Here is a 23,475-nt window from a genome sequence, read left to right on the forward strand (position 1 = left end):
GATGATTTATTCATTTAACGGATACATACCAGTAGTACACGAAAGTAGTTTTGTACATCCATTAGCTGCAGTAACAGGCAATGTTATCATTGGTAAAGACTGTTACATTGGACCAGGCGCAGCTATAAGAGGAGACTGGGGACAAATCATTTTGGAAGATGGTGTCAATGTGCAAGAAAACTGTACAGTACATATGTTTCCTGGGAAGTCCATTACATTAAAAGAAAGCGCACATATTGGTCATGGAGCCATTATCCATGGTGCTAATATTGGACGCAATGTTTTAGTTGGAATGAATACTGTGATTATGGATGATGCCGAGATTGGAGATGAAAGCATAGTAGGTGCTATGGCATTTGTAAAAGCAGAAACTATTATCCCGAAAAGGAGTTTAGTTGTTGGCAATCCAGCGAAAGTAATCAAGGAAGTAACTGATGATATGATTGCTTGGAAAACAAAAGGTACACAGTTGTATCAGCAATTACCAAAAGAGTGTCATGACACTTTAAGAGAAGTAGAACCATTGAGAGAGGTTCCAAAAGATAGAACCATTCAAGAAAACACGTATGCAACATTGCGTGATTATTTCCTGCAAAAGCAGGAATCTAAAAAATAAAAGCTTGTCATTCCGAGCGCAGTCGAGGAATCTCACCAAAAGATTACCGCGTCCCTCGTTTTTGCAATGACAAAAAATAAAGAGAATGTCGAAAGTTGAATTAAAAATGCCCAAAATGGGCGAGAGCATTACAGAAGGTACAATTATTAATTGGTTAATTAATGAAGGCGAATCTTTTGAAGAAGGTGATGTGTTATTGGAAGTAGCTACAGATAAAGTAGATAATGAAGTGCCAGCACCATCATCAGGGACACTAATAAAGACTCTGTTTCAAGCTAAGGATGTAGTGCCAGTTGGAGAAGTGATAGCCATATTAGAAGCTACAGAAGGTACTTCAACTTCAAAAGAAACAAATGAAGCAGTTGCCACCTCGAGCGCAGTCGAGAGATCACAAAAGAAAAAAAGTGTTTCAAAAAGACCTAAACTTCAGCCGCAGGCAAATGTTAGTGCATCAAGTTTTACAGTTTCAGACAATACGTTCTTCTCACCATTAATTATTTCAATAGCAAAAGAACATCATATCAGTTTTGAAGAACTCGCCAGAATACCTGCTACAGGAAAAGAAGGCAGATTACGAAAAAGTGATGTGTTCAATTATATCAATGAAGGAAGGCCATATCAGTTTGCGCAACCTGTTGTACAAGATCCAACAGCATATCGTATACCACAGCTAAACTTAGATAAAGGCACAGGTAAGATTGTAGAAATGGATCGTATGCGCCAGATGATAGCAGATCATATGGTGTATTCAAAACACACTTCACCTCACGTAACTGCCTATGTTGAAGCAGATTTAACCGAAATGGTAAATTGGAGAAATGCCAATAAACAAGCATTTCAAGAAAAGTATGGTGAAAAATTGACATTCACGCCATTGTTTGTTGAAGCAGTAGCAAGTGCTGTGAAAGACTTTCCAATGATTAATGTATCTGTCGATGGCGCAAACATCATTGTAAAAGAAGATATCAATATTGGGATGGCAACAGCCTTACCAAGCGGAAATTTGATAGTGCCTGTGGTGAAAAACGCAGACACTAAAGATCTAAAACAGCTTGCTTCAGAAGTTAATGCTCTTGCTTCCAAAGCCAGAGATAATAAGTTAAGTGGCGATGACATCAAAGGCAGCACATTTACAATTTCAAATGTTGGAACCTTTGGCAGCTTGATGGGAACACCTATTATCAACCAGCCAGAAGTAGCAATCCTTGCATTGGGAATAATTAAAAAACGAGCAGAAGTTATTGAAACAGAAAAAGGCGATGAAATTGCTATTAGAAGCATGATGTATCTGTCACTTTCCTTTGATCATCGTGTTGTAGATGGTTATTTAGGAGGAAGCTTTTTACGCAAGGTAGCAGACTATTTAGAGCAATTTGATTCAAAAAGAACAGTATAAAGTTTGTCATCCTGAACTTGTTTCAGGATCTCATGAAGAAAGATATGGAACATAATATTAGCATAAACCAAGTAAGTCAATCAAGAGTCAATGAGCTCGATTTTGATAATATTCCATTAGGAAGAACCTTCACCGATCACATGTTTATTTGCGATTATGAAAATGGAGAATGGCAAAACCCGAGGATTCAACCATTAGAATTAATCCCAACGCATCCTGCGGCGATGGCTTTGCATTATGGTCAAGCAATTTTCGAAGGGATGAAGGCTTCAATAGATGAAGATAGAACACCAATGTTGTTTAGGCCAGAAAAGAATGCAGCAAGATTGAATGTCAGCGCAAGGCGAATGGGAATGCCAGATTTTCCTGAAGAATTATTTGTTGAAGGATTGAAACAATTAGTGGCAATGGAGCAAAACTGGATTCCACCCCAAGAAGGTAGTGCATTGTATTTGAGACCATTTATGTATGCCGATGAACCATTTATAGGAATGCGTGCAGCAACAAGCTATAAGTTTATCATCATCTGCTCTCCAGCAGGACCTTTCTTTACCAAACGCATCAGATTGTATGCAGAAACGAAATATATAAGAGCAGCCGAAGGAGGTACAGGAGAAGCCAAAGCAGCAGGGAATTATGCAGCAGCAATCAGACCGACCGAAATTGCTAAATCCAAAGGATACGATCAAGTGTTGTGGTTAGACGCACACGAGTTTAACTACATACAAGAAGTAGGTACAATGAATATCTTTTTCAAGATTGATGGAGCGTTTTTCACACCTAGCTTGGATGGAGCGATTCTAGATGGAATCACTAGAAAGAGCGTCATCGAAATTTTAGAATATGAAGGATACAATGTAACGCAACGCCCAATTACCATAGAAGAAATTATTGAGGCTGAAAAGAGCGGCACATTAGAAGAAGCCTTTGGGACAGGGACAGCAGTTGGTATCGCTATGATTCAGGAGATAGGCTATAAGGATTCTACAATACATGTTTCAGATGAAAGCCCTGTGGGACAAATGATTTTCGATACCATTAATGGTATTCGTTCAGGGAAGTTAGAAGATCGATTTAATTGGATGATAAAAGTTGAAAGTGAATTAGTTTAGGGCGTTACCAAATGTCATATCGAGCGCAGTCGAGATAACATTTGGTGGGGCTTTTCGCGCTACATGGTAGCAAGCTCCAATCCCTAACGCAGGTAGGCAATTAGTCGTTAAGAGATAGTGTCTAGTCAATGCGAAGCATTGATAAATGTTGAAATTCAGAATATATAAATCAAATCGTTAAGAATTTCTGAAGCCTTGGAGGAAATTTAGATTTTATTTTTAGTTTTCAGCTTTGCTGAAAAATTCCTTATTTCAACTTGACTTTTTTGATTCGTTTTTGTGTCAAGACAAAAATGAATAATAAAATAATATAAATAGATTCCTGCCTTCGCAGGAATGACAATTATGAATAAAGAGATATTAAAACAAGGGTTTTCAAATTTGTGTACAGCCAAATCCATGGCTGAATTGTATGAAGAAAACTTCAAACTAGTTTCCAAATATGTTCATGCTACATCCAGAGGGCATGAAACAATTCAAACTGCATTAGGGTTGCAGTTGTTACCTCAAGATTATGTCTTTCCATATTACAGGGATGATGCTATGCTATTGGCTGTAGGGATGAAACCTTATGATTTAATGTTGCAACTATTAGCAAAGAAAGATGATCCGTTTTCTGGAGGAAGAACATACTACTCGCATCCAAGCCTTAAGGATGATGATAAGCCTAAAATCCCACACCAATCCTCAGCAACAGGAATGCAAGCCATTCCAGCAACAGGAGTTGCTATGGGAATGCAATATCTAGAAAAACAAAATCTAGATAACCCAAATGTCATTCAGAGCGAAAGCGAAGAATCTCTACAAAATCCAATCACAGTATGTTCCCTTGGAGATGCCTCAGTAACTGAAGGTGAAATTGCAGAAGCCTTTCAGATGGCTGCATTAAAGCAAATGCCAATTTTGTATTTAGTACAAGATAACGGTTGGGATATTTCTGCAAATGAAGCAGAAACCAGAGCACAAAATGCATTTGAATACGCTCAAGGATTTCATGGTCTGGATGCTATAACTATTGATGGTGCAAACTTTATTGAAAGCTACGAAGCACTTCAAGAAGTGATTGAAACCATTAGAAAAGAGCGTAGACCGTTTTTAGTACATGCTAAAGTACCATTACTAAATCATCATACGTCTGGTGTACGAATGGAATGGTACCGAGACGATTTAGAAGAAGCACGCTCAAGAGATCCCTATCCAGTATTGAAACAACAGTTATTGGATAATGGATTTTCTGAAAAAGATATCGAAGCAATAGAAGCTTCAGCCAGAGAAAAAGTTGAGTCCGACTTCAAACAAGCTTTAGAAGCCGAAGACCCAACACCTGAAGATTTATTTACGCACGATTTTGTGCCAACACCAATCACAGAGGAAGTAGGAGTTCGCTCACCAGAAGGTGCTGAGAAAGTAGTGATGGTGGATTGTGCACTTTTCGCCATTGAAGAGTTAATGCGAAAACACAAAGAGTGTTTATTGTACGGACAAGATGTAGGAGGACGTTTAGGAGGTGTATTTAGAGAAGCAGCTACCTTGGCTCAGAAGTTTGGAGATGATCGTGTATTCAATACACCAATACAAGAAGCGTTTATCGTTGGATCAACTGTTGGGATGAGTGCAGTAGGTCTCAAACCAATTGTTGAGGTACAGTTTGCAGATTATATATGGCCAGGTTTAAATCAGTTATTTACTGAAGTAAGTCGCAGTTGCTATTTGTCTAATGGCAAATGGCCAGTGAGCATGATTCTACGTGTACCAATTGGTGCTTATGGTAGTGGAGGTCCTTACCATTCATCTTCAGTAGAAAGTGTTGTGACGAATATTAGAGGCATCAAAATAGCTTACCCAAGCAATGGCGCTGACTTAAAAGGTTTAATGAAAGCTGCTTATTATGATCCGAATCCAGTAGTGATTTTAGAACACAAAGGTTTATATTGGAGTAAAGTACCAGGAACTAAAGGTGCGACTTCTATTGAACCTGCAGAAGATTATGTGTTACCATTTGGAAAAGCTTGGTTACTTCAAGAAATCTGGAAACAGGAAGAAGTTGAAACTGCTACTATCGTGAGCTATGGAATGGGAGTGCATTGGGCGATGAACGCGACCAAAGGATTGAGAGATCAGGTTGAAGTTATTGACTTAAGAACGCTGCACCCATTAGATGAAGATACCATTATGAAGTCTGTAAAGAAAACAGGAAAATGTCTGGTAGTCACTGAGGAACCATCCAATAATAGCTTTGCATTAGCTTTAGCTGGAAAAATTCAGGAAGAATGCTTCCAATACTTGGATGCACCAGTGATGACTATTGGTAGTGAAAATATGCCAGCAATTCCTTTGAACTCAACATTAGAGCAAACGATGATTCCATCTACGGAAAAGGTTAGAGCTAAGTTAGAAGCCTTGTTGAATTACTAGGTAATTCGTTACTTCGAGTGATTTTGAGATACGAAAAATTGTATCGAGAAGTAGTCTAATCGCAAGAGATTTTTTACTGGAAAAATTCTTGGTTTCACTTCGACGCCGCTCAGTGAACGCATTCGAACTAACGCTTAGACATAAAGTTGGAGTTTTGTCTAAACTTCTCTAAATTTAGACATCTAATAGCTCAATATGTATACAAGACGGATTTTCCCCGTGAGAGGTGTCATAAAATGGACACGTCGCAACATTTATTTATTTCTCGCATTATCAGCAATTCCTGTAATATTATTTGATGTTGTAGGTCTAAAATGGTTGCATGTGCCTTGGCTTCCTTTAGGTGTCTTAGGTACAGCAGTAGCCTTTATTGTAAGTTTCAAAAACAATGCATCCTATGATCGTTTATGGGAAGCGCGCAAGATTTGGGGAGGTATTGTAAATTCCTCACGATCTTGGACGATAATGGTCAAGGATTTTATTACTAATGATCATGCAAATGAGAAATTATCCGAATCAGATCTACACAAGATTCATAGAGAGTTGGTGCATCGTCATGTGGCTTGGTTAACGGCATTACGCTATCAGCTTAGAGCGGATAAACCTTGGGAAATGCATCTTAAAGCAACACGCTCTAACAGAGAATTTAGGGAATCTCAATTTTTGGTTTGTGAAGATACTATTCCTATTGAAGAGGTTATTAAAGATTATATTTCAGATGAAGAGTATGATGAGCTTTTTGCTAAGGGAAATCAAGCATCTCAAATCTTAGGGATTCAGTCGAGACGTTTACGAGAATTAAAACAGCAAGGTTATATCGAAGATTTCCGACACATGGAGATGGAGAACATGCTAGTTGAGTTTTATACGCTTCAAGGGAAAAGTGAGCGTATCAAAAACTTCCCATATCCTAGACAGTTTGCAACACTCAACTACATATTTGTATGGCTGTTCATTTTGATGTTGCCTTTCGGAATTATGGAAGGATTTGAAGCAATTGGGAAACACATCATGGAAGATCTAGCTGCGCACCAATCGAGAACATCTTGGGGACATATGATTCAAGAGTTCATTGCCAGACATTTTGTGTGGTTTTCTATTCCTTTTAGTGCTTTATTAGCTTGGGTATTTCATACCATGGAAGCCATTGGAGAGAATACTGAAAATCCATTTGAAGGTGGTCCAAACGATGTGCCAATAACGGATTTGAGTAGAGGTATAGAAATCGATATTCGTCAATTGATTGACGATACAGATATTCCTGAACCATACACATGGAAGAACGATATTGTAATGTAATTTTCTTTAAAGCATGCTAACCAAAAAACGATATTCTGTATTAGAGATGGCCTTATGGTCGCGATGGGAAAGTCTTATTTACCTACTTTATGCTGGAATCATTACTGTTTTATATGAAGTCTTAGGATTTACCTTTCTCAATGTGCCATGGACACCAGTAGCACTTATTGGTACAGCAGTAGCCTTTATGGTTGGGTTTCAAAACAACTCTGCTTATGGACGTATATGGGAAGCACGAAAAATTTGGGGAGCCATTGTAAACACATCCAGAACCTGGGGAATGAAAATTCAGGATATGGTGACCATGGAACATGCCAAGGTTCAGATTTCAGAAGAAGAACTGAAAGAACATAAAAGAGTTCTTATTTATAGACATGTTGCCTGGATGACTGCCTTGCGTTATGCTATGAGACAGCGTAAATCTTGGGAAGCGCAGCATAAGGCTATGACCAATAGAGAGTGGGCTAAAGCGATTCATACACCAGAAGAGATATCGACTCTGGAAGATAATTTGATGTTGTATTTATCTAGAGAGGAAGAAGATTATGTACTGAGTAAAGGCAATAAGCAAACCGCTATTTTGTATCTGCAATCTAAACATATTAGAGAGTTAAAAGAAAAAGGACTGATCTGGGAATTTGCCTTTCTAGAGTTAGAAAATGTGCTCGAAGAACTGTTTACGCATCAAGGTAAAACGGAGCGTATCAAGAACTTTCCTTATCCAAGACAATATGCAAGTTTGGCTTATTATCTCACACGAACCTTTGTAGTGTTATTACCATTTGGGATTATTCCAGAGTTTGCTGAAATAGGAGCAGAATTACTAGATAATTTTCCAAGGATAGCAAAGTATTTTATTTGGTTGGGTGTGCCATTTTGTGCTATTGTGTCGTGGGCATTCCACATTATGGAACGTATGGCTAGAGTGGGAGAGAACCCATTTGAAGGGATGCCAAATGACGTGCCTATTTCTACCATCTCAAGGGGGATAGAAATAGACTTACGCCAAATGTTAGATGAAGATAAGAATATCATACCTGAGCAATTCCCTGAAGCGAAAAATGTTCAGATGTAAATATATCTCTAACTTATCAAGAAGTATTTTTCAATTTTACTGTTGAAGGACAATACTAAGGATGCAATCGCGACTACTATTCCTATATATGCCTGAGTTGGTATAGAGATTAAAATAGTTAGTATAAATGCTAATCTAAAGAGCAAATATTTTTTACTCAAAATGCTATATACGATAATACCAAAAGATAAAATATAACCGATTCCTGTATAAATCATCCACATTGGTTCTATACCAAAGTCTTTGCCTTTAACTGTTACGATATAGTAGAACAAGAAGGGCAAGAACATTAGAATTCCATTCAGAATAAATATAATTCTTAGAGGGATTGGTTTTTTTAATTGTTGCGTTTCCATGATGATTTCTCAATTAAGATTTATGTTTATTAGCTTTCCAGATAGCTTTGAAATTATCTTTTGTTACCTCTTCTCCTGTCAATATATAATGCTCTACAGCCATAGCATACTGTAAAAGGCCTTTCTTAAAAGATCCTTTTGCAAATCCACCAAGAAGCCCAGGCTTTGTACGATAGTGAAACTCCATTTCAAAAGTCGAAGTATTATCATCTATAGGAATTACTCTCTGTATGGCATACGTGTATTCAGAATTAATAGGAAAACCTTTTACTTCATAGACATCTATTTTACACGAATAGTTTTCGGAGTCGTATTCAGTGATTCTTTCCTTTATATATTTACTTCCTTTATCATTGAAGTTGCATACTCTTTCGGAACCGAATTGTGCACTGGTGCTATTATTTATAAAGTTTGAAGTAATAACCTTTGGGTGCGATTTGTAGATATTAGCATAATCATCACCAACAACTTCCCATACTTTTGAAGCAGGAGCATTGATGGTATAAGACATTGAAATTTTCTGAACCTTCTTCTGAGCAAAAACATTAAAGCTGAGGAGGAAGATTAAAATTGAACTTGAAATTTTGAGTGTTTGTTTCATAGTATTAAAATTTATGATGACCGTTCGTCATATTTAGATTAAAAAAAATTATAAGATGTTATTGAATACTAAGTTGAAGAAATCGTTCAAAGGCTTTATGCTAGCAGAAGCTTTCATACGCATTAGCGCTCCATGCCAACTATTCAGTATGAAAGCTGCTGTAGCCTTGCTATCAATCTCTGTATTTATTTCGCCTATATCTTGACCTTGCTCTATACATTGAGCGATGATAGATTCTATTTCCAAAAATTTTGAATCTAACAACACTCTGAAGCTTTCATTTACATCACCTAGCTCTTGGGAAAAATTGCTCATTATACAACCATTCTTGCACTTTTGAACACCCAAAGAGAAGTCAATCATTTTAGAATAGTGAGTTTTAAGCCTGTTGAGAGGAGAAAGTTCAGAATCTAATAAATTGGTTTTATGAAATTCTATTCCGTTATCGCAATAACGTTCTACCATTTCTAAACCAAACGATTCCTTACTATCAAAATGATTGTAAAACGATCCTTTAGGAATAGATATACTATCGGTTATCTCTTTAATACCTGTGGCACTATAGCCTTTAGAGAACATTATCTCTAAACCAGTATTAAGTATATCTTGTCTATCTATTCGTCGTTTCATGTAACAAACTTAATGACCAGTCGTCATATTTGCAAATATTTTTTCCTTTTTTAGAAAAATTTATGATTTAGAAATTATACTTCACTGTCCATTTGACTTGTTACCACGTAGTATCTTGGATCGTCTACAGAAGTCTCTATAACTTCGTTAAATCTTGGATTCGCTTTAAGTAATAAGGCTTTACAATCTGGACTAAGATGTGTTAATTTAACAGTTTTACCAGCATTAATGTATTTGTTGGCAATATTTCGAAGTGCTTCTATACCTGAGTGGTCACTGATTTTAGATTCAATAAAATCTATTTCTACAGTATCAGGATCATTTTTCACATCGAACTTTGAATTAAAGTTCTGAATAGATCCAAAAAAGAGAGGTCCCCAAATTTCATAAACCTTAGTACCATCATCTTTAATGCGTTTTCTTGCTCTAATCATAGTAGCATTTTTCCAGGCGAATACTAGAGCAGACATAATTACACCAGCGATTACAGCGATAGCCAAGTCTTGCCATACTGTGATAGCAGACACTGCAATCAACACAAAAGCATCAGCTAGAGGAATTTTATGAAGAATCCTAAAACTACTCCATGCAAATGTACCGATGACTACCATAAACATAACGCCAACTAAAGCAGCAATAGGGATTTGTTCTATCAATGGTGCTCCAAATAATACAAAGCAAAGTAATGCCACAGCTGCAACAGTACCAGATAAGCGACCGCGACCACCAGAGTTTACATTAATAATCGATTGCCCAATCATGGCACAACCTCCCATACCACCAAAAAGGCCATTCAAAATATTGGCACCTCCTTGAGCAACACATTCTCTATTACCACTTCCTCTGGTTTCTGTAAGTTCATCAACGAGTGTCAAGGTCATAAGAGACTCAATCAATCCAATGGTAGCTAAAATGAATGCTGTAGGCAGGATTACATCCCAATGACCAGCGATTGTTCCAAACAGACCAAATATTTGATCTTGGAATGTTGGTAAACTACCTTTTAGTCCAGAACCACCACCATCTGCAATAAAAGAACCAACTGTACTAACATCTAATTTTCCGAAGATGGTAATAGCAGCGACAACAATAATTGCGGTCAATGCTGCAGGGATTTTCTTGGTAAGCTTTGGTAGCCCAAACATTATAGCCATAGTTAGACCTACTAATCCAAGCATGACCCATAATGTAGTACCAGACATGTACTGTAATTCATCACCTACTCGTTCTTTGAACAAGCCTAATTGTGATAGAAATATAACTATAGCCAATCCATTAACAAACCCCATCATTACTGGATGAGGGATAAGGCGGACAAACTTTCCGAGTTTAAGAATACCAGCAAGTATTTGTATACCTCCGACAAAAAGTAGCGTAATGAAGAGCCATTGGAGTCCAAGGTTTTCAATAGGTGTCTCTAAGCCTAATCCGACTTCATTTCCTTTCTGAATTAAGTGCACCATCACCACAGCCATGGCTCCAGTTGCACCAGAAATCATTCCTGGTCTACCGCCAAAAAGCGCAGTGACAATTCCCATCATGAAGGCTCCGTAAAGTCCTACTAAAGGATCGACACCAGCAACGAATGCAAATGCAACGGCTTCGGGTACTAATGCTAAAGCCACGGTTAACCCAGAAAGAATATCATTCTTTGGGTTTTGCGTGAAGTTTTTAATGGTCTTCTGTCTTAAGGTCATATCTATGCGATCTAAAAGTCGGCAAAGATACGGTTTTAGTTGAGAAGTGTGTTTCTGAGATATTATCAAATAAAAAAGCATCAACAACTGTTGATGCTTTTTCCCCACTTAAAAATATAATTATTACTCCACTTCTGGAGGATATTTTTCCATGATCTTAGTTACAAACTCTCTAATACGCTCTTCCTTCTTTTCAACATTTTTTGTCACAAGATATCCTGTGCCTATTCCTTGCCACACCAATTCTTTTTTATTGGCGTCTATTAAATCAATAAAGAGTTTGCCTTCGGTTTTGGTAGAAACTGTCGGCTGATTCCAGCCCCAGCCTCCCCAGCCCCAGCCGCCCCAGCCCCAACCAGGCCAGAAACCACCCCAGCCCCAATTGTTATTCCAAACATTGACTTGCTGGTTAGACTTGGTGAATATGCTTACTAGTAAATCTGGGTTTTGAGATTTGGTAAATCCTAAGGCGAACATTTCATTTTCAATAGCTCTTAAGATTCTTCGTTTATCCAAATCACTAATCTCGGCTTTATCAATACCGGTTTTGTAGAATGCAAAGGTTTTGTAGTTTCCAAATGCAGCATCCTTGTCATAGTCTGAAGCAACTCTTACAGAGCTACAAGAACTCACTGCAACCACTAGTAGCAGTAAGGTCAGTTTTTGTATCATCTTTTTCATATGCAATGTATTTGAGTTATATTGAGTTCAAAAGATTATTGTCAACACTGTTAGGGATTGTAACTTTTAGATTTGGTTCTACCTCCATCGCTCTCTTAATGGCAAAGACTGCACCTTCATTTCTTGCCCAATTTCTTCTTGCAATTCCGTTGTTTACATCCCAAAAAAGCATTGATTTTAAACGCCTTTCGGCTTCTTTACTACCATCAAGAACCATGCCGAATCCTCCATTTATCACTTCTCCCCATCCAACGCCACCTCCATTATGGATACTGACCCAGGTTGCACCTCTAAAACTATCACCAATAACGTTGTGAATAGCCATGTCTGCAGTGAAGCGAGATCCATCATAAATATTTGAGGTTTCACGATATGGCGAATCGGTTCCAGAGACATCATGATGGTCGCGACCAAGGACCACATAGCCTATGTCTCCACGTTCTATGGCATCGTTGAATGCCTTGGCAATTTTCATTCTGCCTTCGGCATCTGCGTATAAAATTCTGGCTTGAGAGCCAACAACAAGTTTATTTTCTTGAGCACCTTTAATCCACTGAATGTTATCAGCCATTTGCTGCTGAATTTCTTCAGGTGAATTTTTCATTATGGTTTCTAAGACTTCACAAGCGATAGCATCTGTTTTTGCTAAATCTTCAGGTTTCCCTGAGCAACATACCCAACGGAATGGCCCAAATCCATAATCGAAACACATTGGACCCATTATATCTTGGACATAACTTGGATACTTAAATTCTCTTCCTAACGATGGACTTTCAGACATAACATCTGCACCAGCTCTCGATGCTTCAAGTAAGAAAGCATTTCCATAGTCAAAGAAATAGGTGCCTTTTTCGGTATGCTTATTAATAGCTTTTGCATGTCGTCTTAAGCTTTCCTGAACTTTTTCCTTAAATAATTCAGGATTATTAGCCATCATCTCATTGGCATTTTCAAACGATAATCCAACAGGATAATAACCACCAGCCCAAGGATTGTGCAGAGAGGTTTGATCACTCCCCAAATCAATTTGGACATTGGCTTCATCAAACTTTTCCCATACTTCAACAATATTGCCTAAGTATGCAATAGAAACGGTTTCTTTTTCAGCTAAAGCTCTATTGACTCTTACTACAAGTTCATCCAGATCGGTAATCTTTTCGTTAATCCAGCCTTGGTCTAATCTTATCTGAGTAATCTTTGGGTTTACTTCGGCACAGACGGTTACACAACCTGCAATGTTTCCTGCTTTTGGTTGTGCTCCAGACATACCACCTAATCCTGATGTTACAAATAGATGACCTTCGGGTGATTTTCCTATTTTTCTGAATCCATTTAATACAGTAATTGTGGTGCCATGAACAATACCTTGAGGGCCAATATACATGTAACTCCCTGCTGTCATTTGCCCATATTGTGTAACGCCTAGCGCATTGAATTTTTCCCAATCATCAGGTTGCGAATAGTTAGGAATCATCATGCCATTAGTTACCACAACTCTAGGTGCATCTTTGTGAGAAGGAAACAAGCCAAGAGGATGACCAGAATACATTACCAAAGTTTGCTCATCTGTCATTTCGGCTAAGTACTGCATAGCTAAACGATACTGCGCCCAATTAGAGAACACACCTCCATTGCCTCCATAAGTAATTAACTCATGAGGATGTTGGGCAACTGCATAATCCAAGTTGTTTTGTATCATCAGCATAATTGCTGCTGCTTGCTTGGATTTAGCAGGATACTCGTCGATTGGTCTGGCATACATTTTATAGTCTGGTCTAAGACGGTACATATAAATGCGTCCATAAGTATCTAATTCATCTTTAAACTCGGGAAGTAATTCTTCGTGATGTTTCTTGTCGAAATAACGTAACGCATTTTGTAAGGCTAATTTTTTTTCTTCATTGGTTAGGATATCCTTACGTTTTGGAGCATGATTAATTTCTAAGTCATATGCCTTTGGTTGCGGTAAACTATCAGGAATACCTTCTAAAATTTGCTCCTGAAATGTTATTGTTACGTCTTGCATTAGCGTTTTTTAATGGTGTTGGTTTTTTTATTGTATCCATAAGGGCAATGTCTACAACCACTCTCACAACAATAGCCTCGCTTAAGGTGATATTGTTCTGTAAAACAACGGTAGCCCTCAGGGGTTAGGTAATAATCGCCTTCTTCAATTGGGACAATTTTTTTCATATACACAAAGATAATTTAATTTGGTGTGAAATTTGAAAGGAATACTATAATGGTTATTATTTCAAAATATATTGTACCCAAAGGGTATACTGGGATTGCATTATTTCCTTTTGTATTTCTGAAGGAAAAGTACTTGATTAGTGATGCTACTTTAATCAATCATGAAAAGATTCATTTAAGACAACAGCTAGAGCTGTTGATCTTACCATTTTATCTGTTCTACTTTTTGGAGTTTGCTCTAAGGCTAATTCAATACAAAGATTGGTCTATCGCTTACCGCAATATTTCTTTCGAAAGAGAGGCGTATAAAAACGAAAACGACCTTGATTATTTGAAATCAAGATCGTTTTGGGCGTTCTTAAAGCATCTATAATTTAGTAGATAACCTTTTTGGTTTTTTCTCTTCCATCTGTAAGTCTTGCCTTTACAAATAGGACGCCATCACTTGGTCTTAAGTTGTAAAATACTTTATTGAGATCATTCACATTGTCAACACTAATAAGCCTTCTTCCTAAGACGTCATAAATAACCACAGACTCAATCAAGTTGCGCTCAGACTTCACCTTAATGAGATTGTCTTCTACGTAGATAATTAAGTCTGAATCGTTTTCAAACTGATTGACGCTTAGTGTATCATCTGTATATCTTAATATGAATCTATCTTCGTAAATACCTGCTTCTATATTGAATGTATAAGGATTGATGCGAAGGTCATGAATAAATCCTGTATAGGTGTCTTCAAGATAAATATTCTGGCCATCTTCACCTTCAAACAAACCATCTACATCGCTAATTGCAATGGTGTAATTTCCATCTTCTAGAATGTCTATACCTAGTGGAACTTGATCATTTACATCGAAAGGTAATTGTCTACCTTGAATAATCATTCGTTCATCTTCAATCTTAGAATATAAACTCATCACATTGGTTTCAAAGGTATAGGCGTCGTAGAGCCTGTCCTTTTCATAAGTAGCGCCTTCAATATAGCCTACAAGAATACTTGATGCTAATTGATCTTCGGAAATTAAGTTTAGCCAGATTCGATGCTTCTCGGTATTGTCGTTTCTTTGAGATGAAGCAGAATCACTACTTGTTCTAAAGAAGTCTGAATTATCATGATCTTTACTACGCATGGTATTGTTGAAGGTCACACTACCAGTTTCATTGTCATTTAAAGCGAGTACAAAGAACCCTTGACCAGCGCCTACATATCCATTGAATGTTGGGTTAGGATTTGAAATCCCAGTAAGGTTATAAGTTATATAGTCATTCTGATTGTAATTGAGAGCGAAATCATCATAGAATGAATCTGTGTACGTTCCTAGTGCACTGCCATGGGTCCAGATATGAACAGCACCTTCAATAATGGTATTGTCTGTTAAGAATTTATCAGCATCTAATCCAGAAGGATAAGGGTTACCAATTAAGTTCCAGTTATCATCAAATGGTGTAACTGTTAATACGTCTACACCGTAAGGGTTATACGTGAAATTGTTGTTCGAAATGTTATTGTTTCCACTCGTAATGGCTTGCGTGATAACACCATTATTTGGTAAACCAGTAAATGTAGCCGTTGCAATTGAAGGTCCAGCAGGATGACCATTAGGTGCTCTTACGATATAACCTTTACCATTGGCCATTGTACCACCAAATGCGCTCCAATCCCCATAACAAATAGGAATATTGTCTGGTGGAGGTGTAAACCCATTTGGAATTGTTGTTGTCCACTCATAAATATATGCAGTAGGCGTGTTGGCACCATAAACATTTGTAACACCAAACCCAGAAGCTGGAGAAGACCAATACACATAATCAGTGTTTCTTACATTGGTTTCCCTGTCCATTCTTATAATTCCGGTACCAAAATTATTATTGACGTTTGCGGCACCATCTACAACTTGTACCAAACTAGCACTATTCTCTAAATAAATTTCAGAGGTACTTTGAAGGTTTATATAATCTTGGATGGTAACTGATGCTCCTGTTTCTACTGTTAAAACAGCATTACCGTAGATTGCCATATTTAAGCCATCACCGTCATCGCCATTGTATAAAATAGGATCATTACCAGTTACAGGGATAATAACGCAATCTGTAGCATTAGGAATTGTATTGTTTGTCCAGTTTTCAGGATTCATCCAGTCTACAGGATCTATATTGCCACCTACAGTAGTATCGCCTCCTAACCATACTTTTCTGTTATCCACAACTACAACTTCATCTGAAAGGGTTACTGTTCCACCACTACAAGTTGTATAGGTTGATACTGCAGTATAAGTTCCGCCTGCACTAACATTATATGTGTTTCCTGTATGGTCTGGAGAGCCACTTGTATCAGTGCCGTTGTACCATTCTACAGTTGTAAGCCTAGAATTACCACTTGGTGTAAATCGCCATGCTTCGTTAGTGGTTTCCCAATTGGTGTCCAATCCATTTCTACATGGCGCAACAGTATATTCATTATTTGGCGCTAGCGGTGTAATGTCTCCTTGAACTCCGACTATGGCATTACCATCATTCCAAGGGGAAACATCTCCGTTTTCTATTACTTTTTCTTCAATATATACTTCAATAATATTAGTGGTTTCGTACAGAACAATCATACCACTATACTCTCGGGTTGCATCTCCAAACATCGGGATGTCATTCCATTCCGCAATAAACTTTCTACAACCAACTGCACCTTGAACTCTGGTAGTAATTGCATCAGCAGGTTCTCCAAATGGATCGACATCGTGGTATACGCCATATATGGTTTGTTCAAATAGGGCACCTACTGTACTTGGGAGGTCGTTGCTAAATTGCCATCCACAAGAACTTCCAGGAGTATTGGATCCAGTAAGACCAAATGGTGCGTAATCGATATCAAATGTAATCATACCATTAGCACCTACTAAGGTGTAATCGTATTCATTGTCATAAAAACAGAATGGGAATTCTATATCTGCTGGCAAAGCAGCCCAAACATCATCACTTGGAATGGATTCATTATTTATACCAAGACCAATAGGAGGAATTAGTTGATATGGAATTTTTTCAACTGAATAACTAGTCGTTTCATTCATCTGAGCAAATGTTTCCAAAGTCACGGAACCACCTGCACAATCTAAAGTGAAACTTGGATCAGAATCAAATGGCGTAATCGCAAATGGATCTGAACCTTGTTCGCTGATTATCATCTCACAGGAGTTGGGTGTATTTGAAATCACAGCACAGGTATCAAATATTGTTGTGAGCCATATACCATAGTCGCCACCGCCACAATCACTTCTTACAAAAACATAATATGTGGTTCCAGATGTTAAACCAGTTAAATTAACCGTATTACCAGTTGTAGTTCCTGTAATATCATCTCCAGGAGTTGACGTTGAATTGTCAAGAGATACAATGTACTCATAACCATTAGCAGGTGCTGGCACAGGATCTGTCCAACTTAGCGTTGCTGTTGTTAATGACGTAGTAGTCGCACTGACATTAATAGGATCATCTGTACATGTTAGAGGTGTTACCACTAATGTGTAATCTTCTGCTTCACCTGAAGGACCAAAGGGATCAAATGAACAAGGGTCAACCGTAGTTTCCCAATAATCAGCTAAGATTCTAAGTCTGTAAGATCCAGCAGGAGTAGCTCCTGGAATAATATAATTGAAGTTTACAGTAGTAATGTAAGCATTAGAGAGATAGATCGTTTCGCCTGGATCATTAAAGTCTAAATCATTATTCCAATCTACCCAAGCACCAACTCCCATACCACCAAATCCATAAGTAAGGTTTGCAGTAATATCTATGCTAGAACCTGCTACTTGAGTAACACTTTGAGCAGTGAAATCGCCATATCCTCCAGCGGAGAACCCAGTGTTATTATTGGTGATGTTTGTCGTACCATTTAAGGTTGCAAAATCGTCTATATAATTGGATGTAACAGTTGAGTTTGGTATACATATAGTTGGAACATCAGTTGTTTCAGTTCCGTTAAGTGATGTGGTGCTATAGGTTGGACCACCTGCACAACCATTATCATTAAATCCAAAGATGTAGAAATAATATTGCGTGCTGGCGTTCAATCCCGTTGCTGTAAATGTTGTATTAGCGTCATTGTCAACGACAGTATAAGCTCCAAACGTATCGCCAATGTTATAAGTAGTCCCATCGGTTACGGTTGGTTGTACATTTGAAGTGCTTACTAAGACCAAATAATTATCAGCAGCGGCAGGAGCAGAAGCTGTAAAACTGCCATCTATAGTATTGCTGCCAGGTGTGCCAAAAACTAAATTGGTAGGTGCATCTGGAGCAGTACAGGCTGGAGGCGTAGAAACACAGATATCGAATGTGCCATTATTATCGTTGCCATATTCCCAAACTCGTATATACAAAGTCTCTCCGGGTGTTCTTCCAGTAACCGAAATGTAAGACATCAAAAACCCAGTAGGGCTGCCATCATCGTCACATTCAATCAATGTTAGTGCTCCACAGGTGCCAGAATATACAGCCATACCACTGTCGGTTATTACACCAGAATCATCCGTATCTATATCTACTTGTCCAGTTGCAGGAACTGTAACTGTAAACCAAACATCACCACCAGAATAGTTCGCACAACCAGGGTCAGCAACTCCACTATCTGTAGCGCCTTGGTTAGTATAAGTAGAGAAAACACAAGAGTTATTAACAGGCAAGGTAATAGCATTAGCACAATCGTCATTTGCAGGTCCAGCAATTGGAGTACCTGTTAAAACAACATCATCGATATATATTAAATCTCCATTACCACTAGCATCGCATTGAATTCTAAATTGAGAGTTAGCGGTAAAATTGTAGGTAGCTGTATCAATATTGATTGAGGCACTATCATCAACGCCATTTGTAAAATCTACGTTGACAACATAAGTGCCAATCGTAGTCCAGTTTGTGCCTCCATTGTTTGAAAACCTTACGAAGAAGTCCTCATTATTCTCCATGCTTGCTCCATGGTAATTGAATGAGATAGTTACATCAGAGTAACCCGTAAGGTTAATATTATCTGTAGTCATTGATGACGCTGCTCCAGAATTGTCTCGAAGCTCTATCGCAAAGTTTAAGTTTGGTTCCAGATTATTGGCTCTTCTACAGTCACCACCACCATCATTCCAGATTCCCCATCCACCTTCAAAATCTTCAGAATCGATTTGAGCGTTAAGGGAATGAACAGATAAGCAAAGGAGAACCAAAAGAAACATCTTTTGGATAACATTATTACGATAATATGCCTTAGAATGGCGGGGTAATTTTTTTATCATATTCCAACTCTTTAAGCATTAATACTGTAATATTAATACTACATAAGTAGTTGAAAATGATTAGAGTAGGGGTCATTATTCTTCAAGTTAATAAAATGTTATGAATATGGTGGTAAAAACGTTAAAAAGTTAATATTTTTCGTTCAAATGTTGATAAGTAAAGATGTGCATAATCAATTGATTGATAATAAGCTTTTTATAAAGCGTGAAGATTTAATTCATCCACACATTTCAGGAAATAAATATCGAAAGCTGAAATACAATCTCGAAGAAGCTTCAAAAAAAGGTGATAATTCATTATTAACATTTGGAGGTGCTTTTTCAAATCATATTGCCGCTGTAGCTGCGGCAGGAAATGAATTTGGGTTCAGAACAATTGGTGTTGTGAGGGGAGAAGAACTTCAAAATAAAATAGCTAAAAACCCTACACTTTCTTTTGCAAAAGCATGTGGCATGACCTTAAAGTTTGTATCACGAAGTGACTATAGATTAAAGTCTGAGGCTATTTTTATTAATGCTCTAGAAGAGGAATTTGGAAATTTTTATCTTATCCCTGAAGGTGGAACTAATAATCTCGCAGTAAAAGGTTGCGAAGAAATACTTGCTGAAGACGATGACCAATTCGATTTTATCTGTTGTGCAGTAGGCACAGGAGGCACCATTTCGGGAATTATTAATAGTTCTAAACCACACCAAAAAATTCTGGGTTTTCCTGCGTTAAAAGGTAGTTTTTTAAGTGAAGATATCAGTAAATTTGCAGTGAAGTCCAATTGGGAATTAATAATGGATTATCATTTTGGAGGTTATGCCAAAATAAATTCTGAATTAGTTTCGTTCATTAATGAATTTAGGACTGAGTATAAGATTATGCTTGATCCCATTTATACTGGGAAAATGATGTATGGGATTTTTGACCTTATGAAGCGTGGTTATTTCCCTAAAACATCTAAGATTCTTGTGATACATACAGGAGGATTGCAAGGCATAAAAGGCATGAATATTGTTTTACAACAGAAAGGATTACCATTGATCAATGAATAAAATAAAACTAATTATTACCATAGTTTGTTTTGGATTGCTAGTTGTAAGTTGCAAATCCAAAAAAGGTATTGTTACAAAAAAGAAGGATACTAAAGTTGAACAAACTACTAAAACAACAAAGGAAGAACCAAAAGTCATTGAGACTAAAACGGAGACGCCAAAAGTTGTTAAACCTGCAAATTCTACTACAGAATATATTGAACGCTTTAGCGACATTGCTCAAGAAGAAATGAGAAGGTATAAGATTCCTGCTAGTATTACTTTAGCACAAGGTATTTTGGAATCTGGTTCTGGAAGAGGACGTTTGGCAAGAGAGGCTAATAATCATTTTGGGATTAAATGTCATGGTTGGAAAGGGAAAAAGATTTATCATGATGATGACAAGCGGCAAGAATGTTTTAGGAAATACAAGGATCCAAAGACTTCATACGAAGATCACTCTAAGTTTTTGACGTCTCGTAAGCGTTATTCAAACTTATTCAAACTAAAAAAAAATGATTACAAGGCTTGGGCTAAAGGACTAAGAGCAGCTGGTTATGCTACGGATAGAAAATATCCTCAAAAACTAATAAGCCTTATAGAACGATACGAACTGTACAAATATGATGAAGCGGTTCTCGGAAAGTCTGAGATTCCTTCAGAAGAAATTCCAACTGAGGTGTCGCACAAAGTCATTAAAGGAGATACTTTGTATTCAATTTCGAAACGATATGGTGTCACTATAGAATCCATACAACAACTCAATAATCTTTCTGGAACTGCCATTGCTTTAGGTCAAGTTCTAATAATTAAAAAATAGATGATTTATAAGAGAAGCAGTGCTTTGTTCAAAGAAGCAGAGCAATACATTCCTGGAGGTGTCAATTCTCCAGTAAGAGCATTTAAGGCTGTAGGCGGAACTCCAATTTTTGCCAAAAGTGCAAAAGGCGCTTATGTTTACGATGAAGATGAAAACCGTTTTATAGACTATATTAATTCTTGGGGTCCTATGATATTAGGACATGCTTTTGAGCCTGTTGTAGATGCAGTAGTTGATAAGGCAAAGGCAGGAACTTCATTCGGAATGCCAACTGAGTTAGAAACTCACATAGCTAAACTGGCAGTTTCTATGGTGCCAAACATTGATAAGATTCGTTTTGTCAATTCGGGTACTGAGGCTTGTATGAGTGCAGTGCGTTTGGCTAGAGGTTATACCAAGAAAGATAAGATTATAAAGTTTGCTGGCTGCTACCATGGTCATAGTGATGCGTTTTTAATTCAGGCTGGGAGTGGAGCAGTTACATTTGGAACTCCTAACAGCCCTGGAGTTACGCAAGGCACAGCTAAAGATACCTTATTGGCAAGGTATAATGACATTAACAACGTGGAAGCACTGATTGAGGCTAATAAAGGAGAAATTGCATGCATCATTCTCGAGCCAGTGGCAGGGAATATGGGTTGTATTCCGCCAAAAGATAATTTTCTACAAGAGCTACGAGTGTTATGTGACGCGAATAATATTTTGTTGATTTTCGATGAAGTGATGACAGGCTTTCGTTTAGCAAAAGGAGGCGCGCAAGAATTGTTTAATGTGAAGGCAGATATTGTATGCTTCGGAAAAGTTATAGGAGGCGGTTTGCCAGTAGGTGCTTTTGCCGCAAATAATGACATTATGAGTCATTTGGCGCCATTAGGTCCAGTATATCAAGCTGGAACTCTGAGTGGGAACCCGTTAGCTATGGCTGCTGGGTACGCCATGCTGAATACATTAAATGAAGATGCTGGTGTGTTTAAACGATTAGAGGAGAAGACGGCATATCTCCACGAAGGAATTTCTGAGGTGTTAAATACTCAAGGCATTACTCATACCATTAATAGACTTGGTTCAATGATTTCGGTGCATTTTTCAGAAAAGAAAATTGAAGATTTTGAAACAGCAGCTACTGGAAATAACGATACGTTTAAAGCATTCTTTCACGGCATGTTAAAAGAGGGTGTGTATATAGCACCAAGTGCTTTTGAAACCTGGTTTCTTTGTGATGCGCTTACGTATGAGGATTTAGACTTTACGATTGAAGCAGTAAGGAAGGTGGCAAAGTCATTGTAAATAAAAAAAGCGGTTTTTAAACCGCTTTTCTTTTATAATTTTACTTGCTTGAATTTTGCAAATTGATCTTCGTTTAGAACAGCTTTGAGTTTCTCATCTACAAAAGCAGTGATTTTTTGTTTTCTCATCTCAAAATCACTTTCGTTTGCGTTTGGTCTGTTTAGGTAATTATAATATTTCTGAAGAACTTCATATACCTGAGCCTTTTGCTCATCATTAAATTTAACCGTTCTTCTCAGCTCCTCAGTTTTTATGTGTGCCTTTTTTTCAATTTCAGTAGTTTGTGCAGATACTTGAGTGGTAAAAGCCAACCCTAGTACAAAAACACATAGCGCTAGTATTTTTTTCATGATTTTTAGTTTAAAAGAATAATTGGAACGTCTAAAGTAAGGATTTTTTTAAAATTATAATATAAAAAAAGTGTTCATCGATAAACAAACACTTTTTAAAGATTAACGTTATTAATGCTTTTGTTTTTTCCTAGAACTCTTCATTTTACGTTTGTTAGTTCTAGAAAAACTTTTTTCAAATTTTTCGTATTGCTCGTCAGATAATACGGATTTCATTTGCTTTTTGAAAGCGATTTGAGCATCTAGCTTTTCGTTAGCAAGTTCTAGGCGCTCTTCTTTTGTTAGCTCTTTTTTATCTTCACCCTTTCTCGATTCTAACTTGGCCTTACGAACTTTAACTTGCTCTAAAACCAAATCATAGATTTTGTTTTGTTGTCTTTCATCAAGATCTAGATGAAGTGTCATTTTCTTAGTTTTTAATTGAGCGAGTTCTTCTGGAGTCAAATCTTGAATACGTTCCTTTCTTACCTCTCTGCTTCCTTTTTGACGGTCTTGAGCTATGGCTTGTAGTGATACAAAAGCTATAGCAATAATGATTAATTTTTTCATTTGAATGATGTTTTAAGTAATTCCTTTTGGGGAATAAGATTAATTATGTTTGGGTTTAAGACAATCCTACCTCCAAATGGTTTAAAAGCAGATGTGTTTTTA

At 37.4% G+C, this 23,475-nt stretch carries 20 protein-coding genes; 10 read left to right on the forward strand and 10 right to left on the reverse strand.

Annotated features, from left to right (window positions below):
• Nucleotide 1: 1 nt before the first annotated feature.
• The 6 genes from NCE97_RS15195 to NCE97_RS15220 all read left to right on the forward strand — a co-directional run bounded on the left by NCE97_RS15195 (nucleotide 2) and on the right by NCE97_RS15220 (nucleotide 7,913).
• Complete coding sequence (locus NCE97_RS15195; RefSeq protein ID WP_353780138.1) at nucleotides 2–616, forward strand: acyltransferase; 615 nt, start codon at nucleotides 2–4, stop codon at nucleotides 614–616.
• Nucleotides 617–701: 85 nt separating this feature from the next.
• Nucleotides 702–2,012 (forward strand): dihydrolipoamide acetyltransferase family protein, encoded by a 1,311-nt coding sequence (locus NCE97_RS15200; protein ID WP_353780139.1) that lies wholly within the window; start codon nucleotides 702–704, stop codon nucleotides 2,010–2,012.
• Between the two features lie 32 nt (nucleotides 2,013–2,044).
• Nucleotides 2,045–3,124 carry a branched-chain amino acid aminotransferase gene (locus tag NCE97_RS15205; protein ID WP_353780140.1) on the forward strand — a complete coding sequence of 360 codons (1,080 nt, stop codon included), beginning with the start codon at nucleotides 2,045–2,047 and terminating at the stop codon, nucleotides 3,122–3,124.
• 345 nt (nucleotides 3,125–3,469) lie between these two features.
• Nucleotides 3,470–5,539: an alpha-ketoacid dehydrogenase subunit alpha/beta gene (locus tag NCE97_RS15210; protein WP_353780141.1), complete on the forward strand. Its 2,070-nt coding sequence runs from the start codon at nucleotides 3,470–3,472 to the stop codon at nucleotides 5,537–5,539.
• Between the two features lie 195 nt (nucleotides 5,540–5,734).
• On the forward strand, nucleotides 5,735–6,838 hold the full coding sequence (locus NCE97_RS15215) for a bestrophin family protein (RefSeq protein WP_353780142.1): 1,104 nt from the start codon (nucleotides 5,735–5,737) through the stop codon (nucleotides 6,836–6,838).
• Between the two features lie 13 nt (nucleotides 6,839–6,851).
• On the forward strand, nucleotides 6,852–7,913 hold the full coding sequence (locus NCE97_RS15220) for a bestrophin family protein (RefSeq protein ID WP_353780143.1): 1,062 nt from the start codon (nucleotides 6,852–6,854) through the stop codon (nucleotides 7,911–7,913).
• Nucleotides 7,914–7,921: 8 nt separating this feature from the next.
• Here the strand turns inward: NCE97_RS15220 and NCE97_RS15225 are convergent, their stop codons facing one another.
• The 7 genes from NCE97_RS15225 to NCE97_RS15255 form a co-directional block, all read right to left on the reverse strand.
• The gene (locus NCE97_RS15225) at nucleotides 7,922–8,269 is read right to left on the reverse strand and encodes a hypothetical protein (protein ID WP_353780144.1); all 348 of its coding nucleotides are present in this window, start codon (nucleotides 8,267–8,269) and stop codon (nucleotides 7,922–7,924) included.
• A gap of 13 nt (nucleotides 8,270–8,282) precedes the next feature.
• Complete coding sequence (locus NCE97_RS15230; protein ID WP_353780145.1) at nucleotides 8,283–8,870, reverse strand: SRPBCC family protein; 588 nt, start codon at nucleotides 8,868–8,870, stop codon at nucleotides 8,283–8,285.
• A 48-nt stretch (nucleotides 8,871–8,918) separates the two neighbouring features.
• Nucleotides 8,919–9,500: a TetR/AcrR family transcriptional regulator gene (locus NCE97_RS15235; protein WP_353780146.1), complete on the reverse strand. Its 582-nt coding sequence runs from the start codon at nucleotides 9,498–9,500 to the stop codon at nucleotides 8,919–8,921.
• A 74-nt stretch (nucleotides 9,501–9,574) separates the two neighbouring features.
• A complete protein-coding gene (locus NCE97_RS15240; RefSeq protein WP_353780147.1) occupies nucleotides 9,575–11,197 on the reverse strand; it encodes a SulP family inorganic anion transporter in 1,623 nt (540 codons plus the stop codon).
• Between the two features lie 123 nt (nucleotides 11,198–11,320).
• Nucleotides 11,321–11,878 carry a DUF4136 domain-containing protein gene (locus tag NCE97_RS15245; protein WP_353780148.1) on the reverse strand — a complete coding sequence of 186 codons (558 nt, stop codon included), beginning with the start codon at nucleotides 11,876–11,878 and terminating at the stop codon, nucleotides 11,321–11,323.
• 16 nt (nucleotides 11,879–11,894) lie between these two features.
• Complete coding sequence (gene hutU / locus NCE97_RS15250) at nucleotides 11,895–13,889, reverse strand: urocanate hydratase (protein WP_353780185.1); 1,995 nt, start codon at nucleotides 13,887–13,889, stop codon at nucleotides 11,895–11,897.
• Between the two features lie 14 nt (nucleotides 13,890–13,903).
• Entirely contained in the window at nucleotides 13,904–14,071 is a 168-nt protein-coding gene (locus NCE97_RS15255) for a C1orf53 family protein (protein ID WP_353780149.1), read from the reverse strand.
• Between the two features lie 49 nt (nucleotides 14,072–14,120).
• Between NCE97_RS15255 and NCE97_RS15260 the strand changes: the two genes are divergently transcribed.
• On the forward strand, nucleotides 14,121–14,444 hold the full coding sequence (locus NCE97_RS15260; protein ID WP_353780150.1) for a hypothetical protein: 324 nt from the start codon (nucleotides 14,121–14,123) through the stop codon (nucleotides 14,442–14,444).
• A 1-nt stretch (nucleotide 14,445) separates the two neighbouring features.
• Here NCE97_RS15260 and NCE97_RS15265 read toward each other — a convergent pair whose 3' ends face one another.
• Nucleotides 14,446–19,347: a RemA C-terminal-like gliding motility protein gene (locus NCE97_RS15265; protein WP_353780151.1), complete on the reverse strand. Its 4,902-nt coding sequence runs from the start codon at nucleotides 19,345–19,347 to the stop codon at nucleotides 14,446–14,448.
• Between the two features lie 147 nt (nucleotides 19,348–19,494).
• Between NCE97_RS15265 and NCE97_RS15270 the strand changes: the two genes are divergently transcribed.
• Genes NCE97_RS15270 through hemL form a run of 3 tightly spaced genes read left to right on the forward strand, consistent with a single transcriptional unit; the run spans nucleotide 19,495 to nucleotide 22,474 of the window.
• Entirely contained in the window at nucleotides 19,495–20,388 is an 894-nt protein-coding gene (locus NCE97_RS15270; RefSeq protein WP_353780152.1) for a 1-aminocyclopropane-1-carboxylate deaminase/D-cysteine desulfhydrase, read from the forward strand.
• Nucleotides 20,381–21,187: a glucosaminidase domain-containing protein gene (locus NCE97_RS15275; protein ID WP_353780153.1), complete on the forward strand. Its 807-nt coding sequence runs from the start codon at nucleotides 20,381–20,383 to the stop codon at nucleotides 21,185–21,187. The genes NCE97_RS15270 and NCE97_RS15275 overlap by 8 nt, the downstream gene beginning before the upstream one ends.
• Nucleotides 21,188–22,474: a glutamate-1-semialdehyde 2,1-aminomutase gene (hemL, locus tag NCE97_RS15280; protein ID WP_353780154.1), complete on the forward strand. Its 1,287-nt coding sequence runs from the start codon at nucleotides 21,188–21,190 to the stop codon at nucleotides 22,472–22,474.
• A gap of 32 nt (nucleotides 22,475–22,506) precedes the next feature.
• Here the strand turns inward: hemL and NCE97_RS15285 are convergent, their stop codons facing one another.
• Both NCE97_RS15285 and NCE97_RS15290 read right to left on the reverse strand, forming a co-directional pair.
• The gene (locus tag NCE97_RS15285) at nucleotides 22,507–22,824 is read right to left on the reverse strand and encodes a hypothetical protein (protein WP_353780155.1); all 318 of its coding nucleotides are present in this window, start codon (nucleotides 22,822–22,824) and stop codon (nucleotides 22,507–22,509) included.
• A 111-nt stretch (nucleotides 22,825–22,935) separates the two neighbouring features.
• Nucleotides 22,936–23,373, reverse strand: coding sequence for a DUF4890 domain-containing protein (locus NCE97_RS15290; protein WP_353780156.1), 438 nt, complete (start codon nucleotides 23,371–23,373; stop codon nucleotides 22,936–22,938).
• Nucleotides 23,374–23,475 lie beyond the last annotated feature (102 nt).

Origin of the sequence: Winogradskyella sp. 3972H.M.0a.05 (assembly GCF_040493455.1) — a bacterium.
GTDB lineage: Bacteria > Bacteroidota > Bacteroidia > Flavobacteriales > Flavobacteriaceae > Microcosmobacter.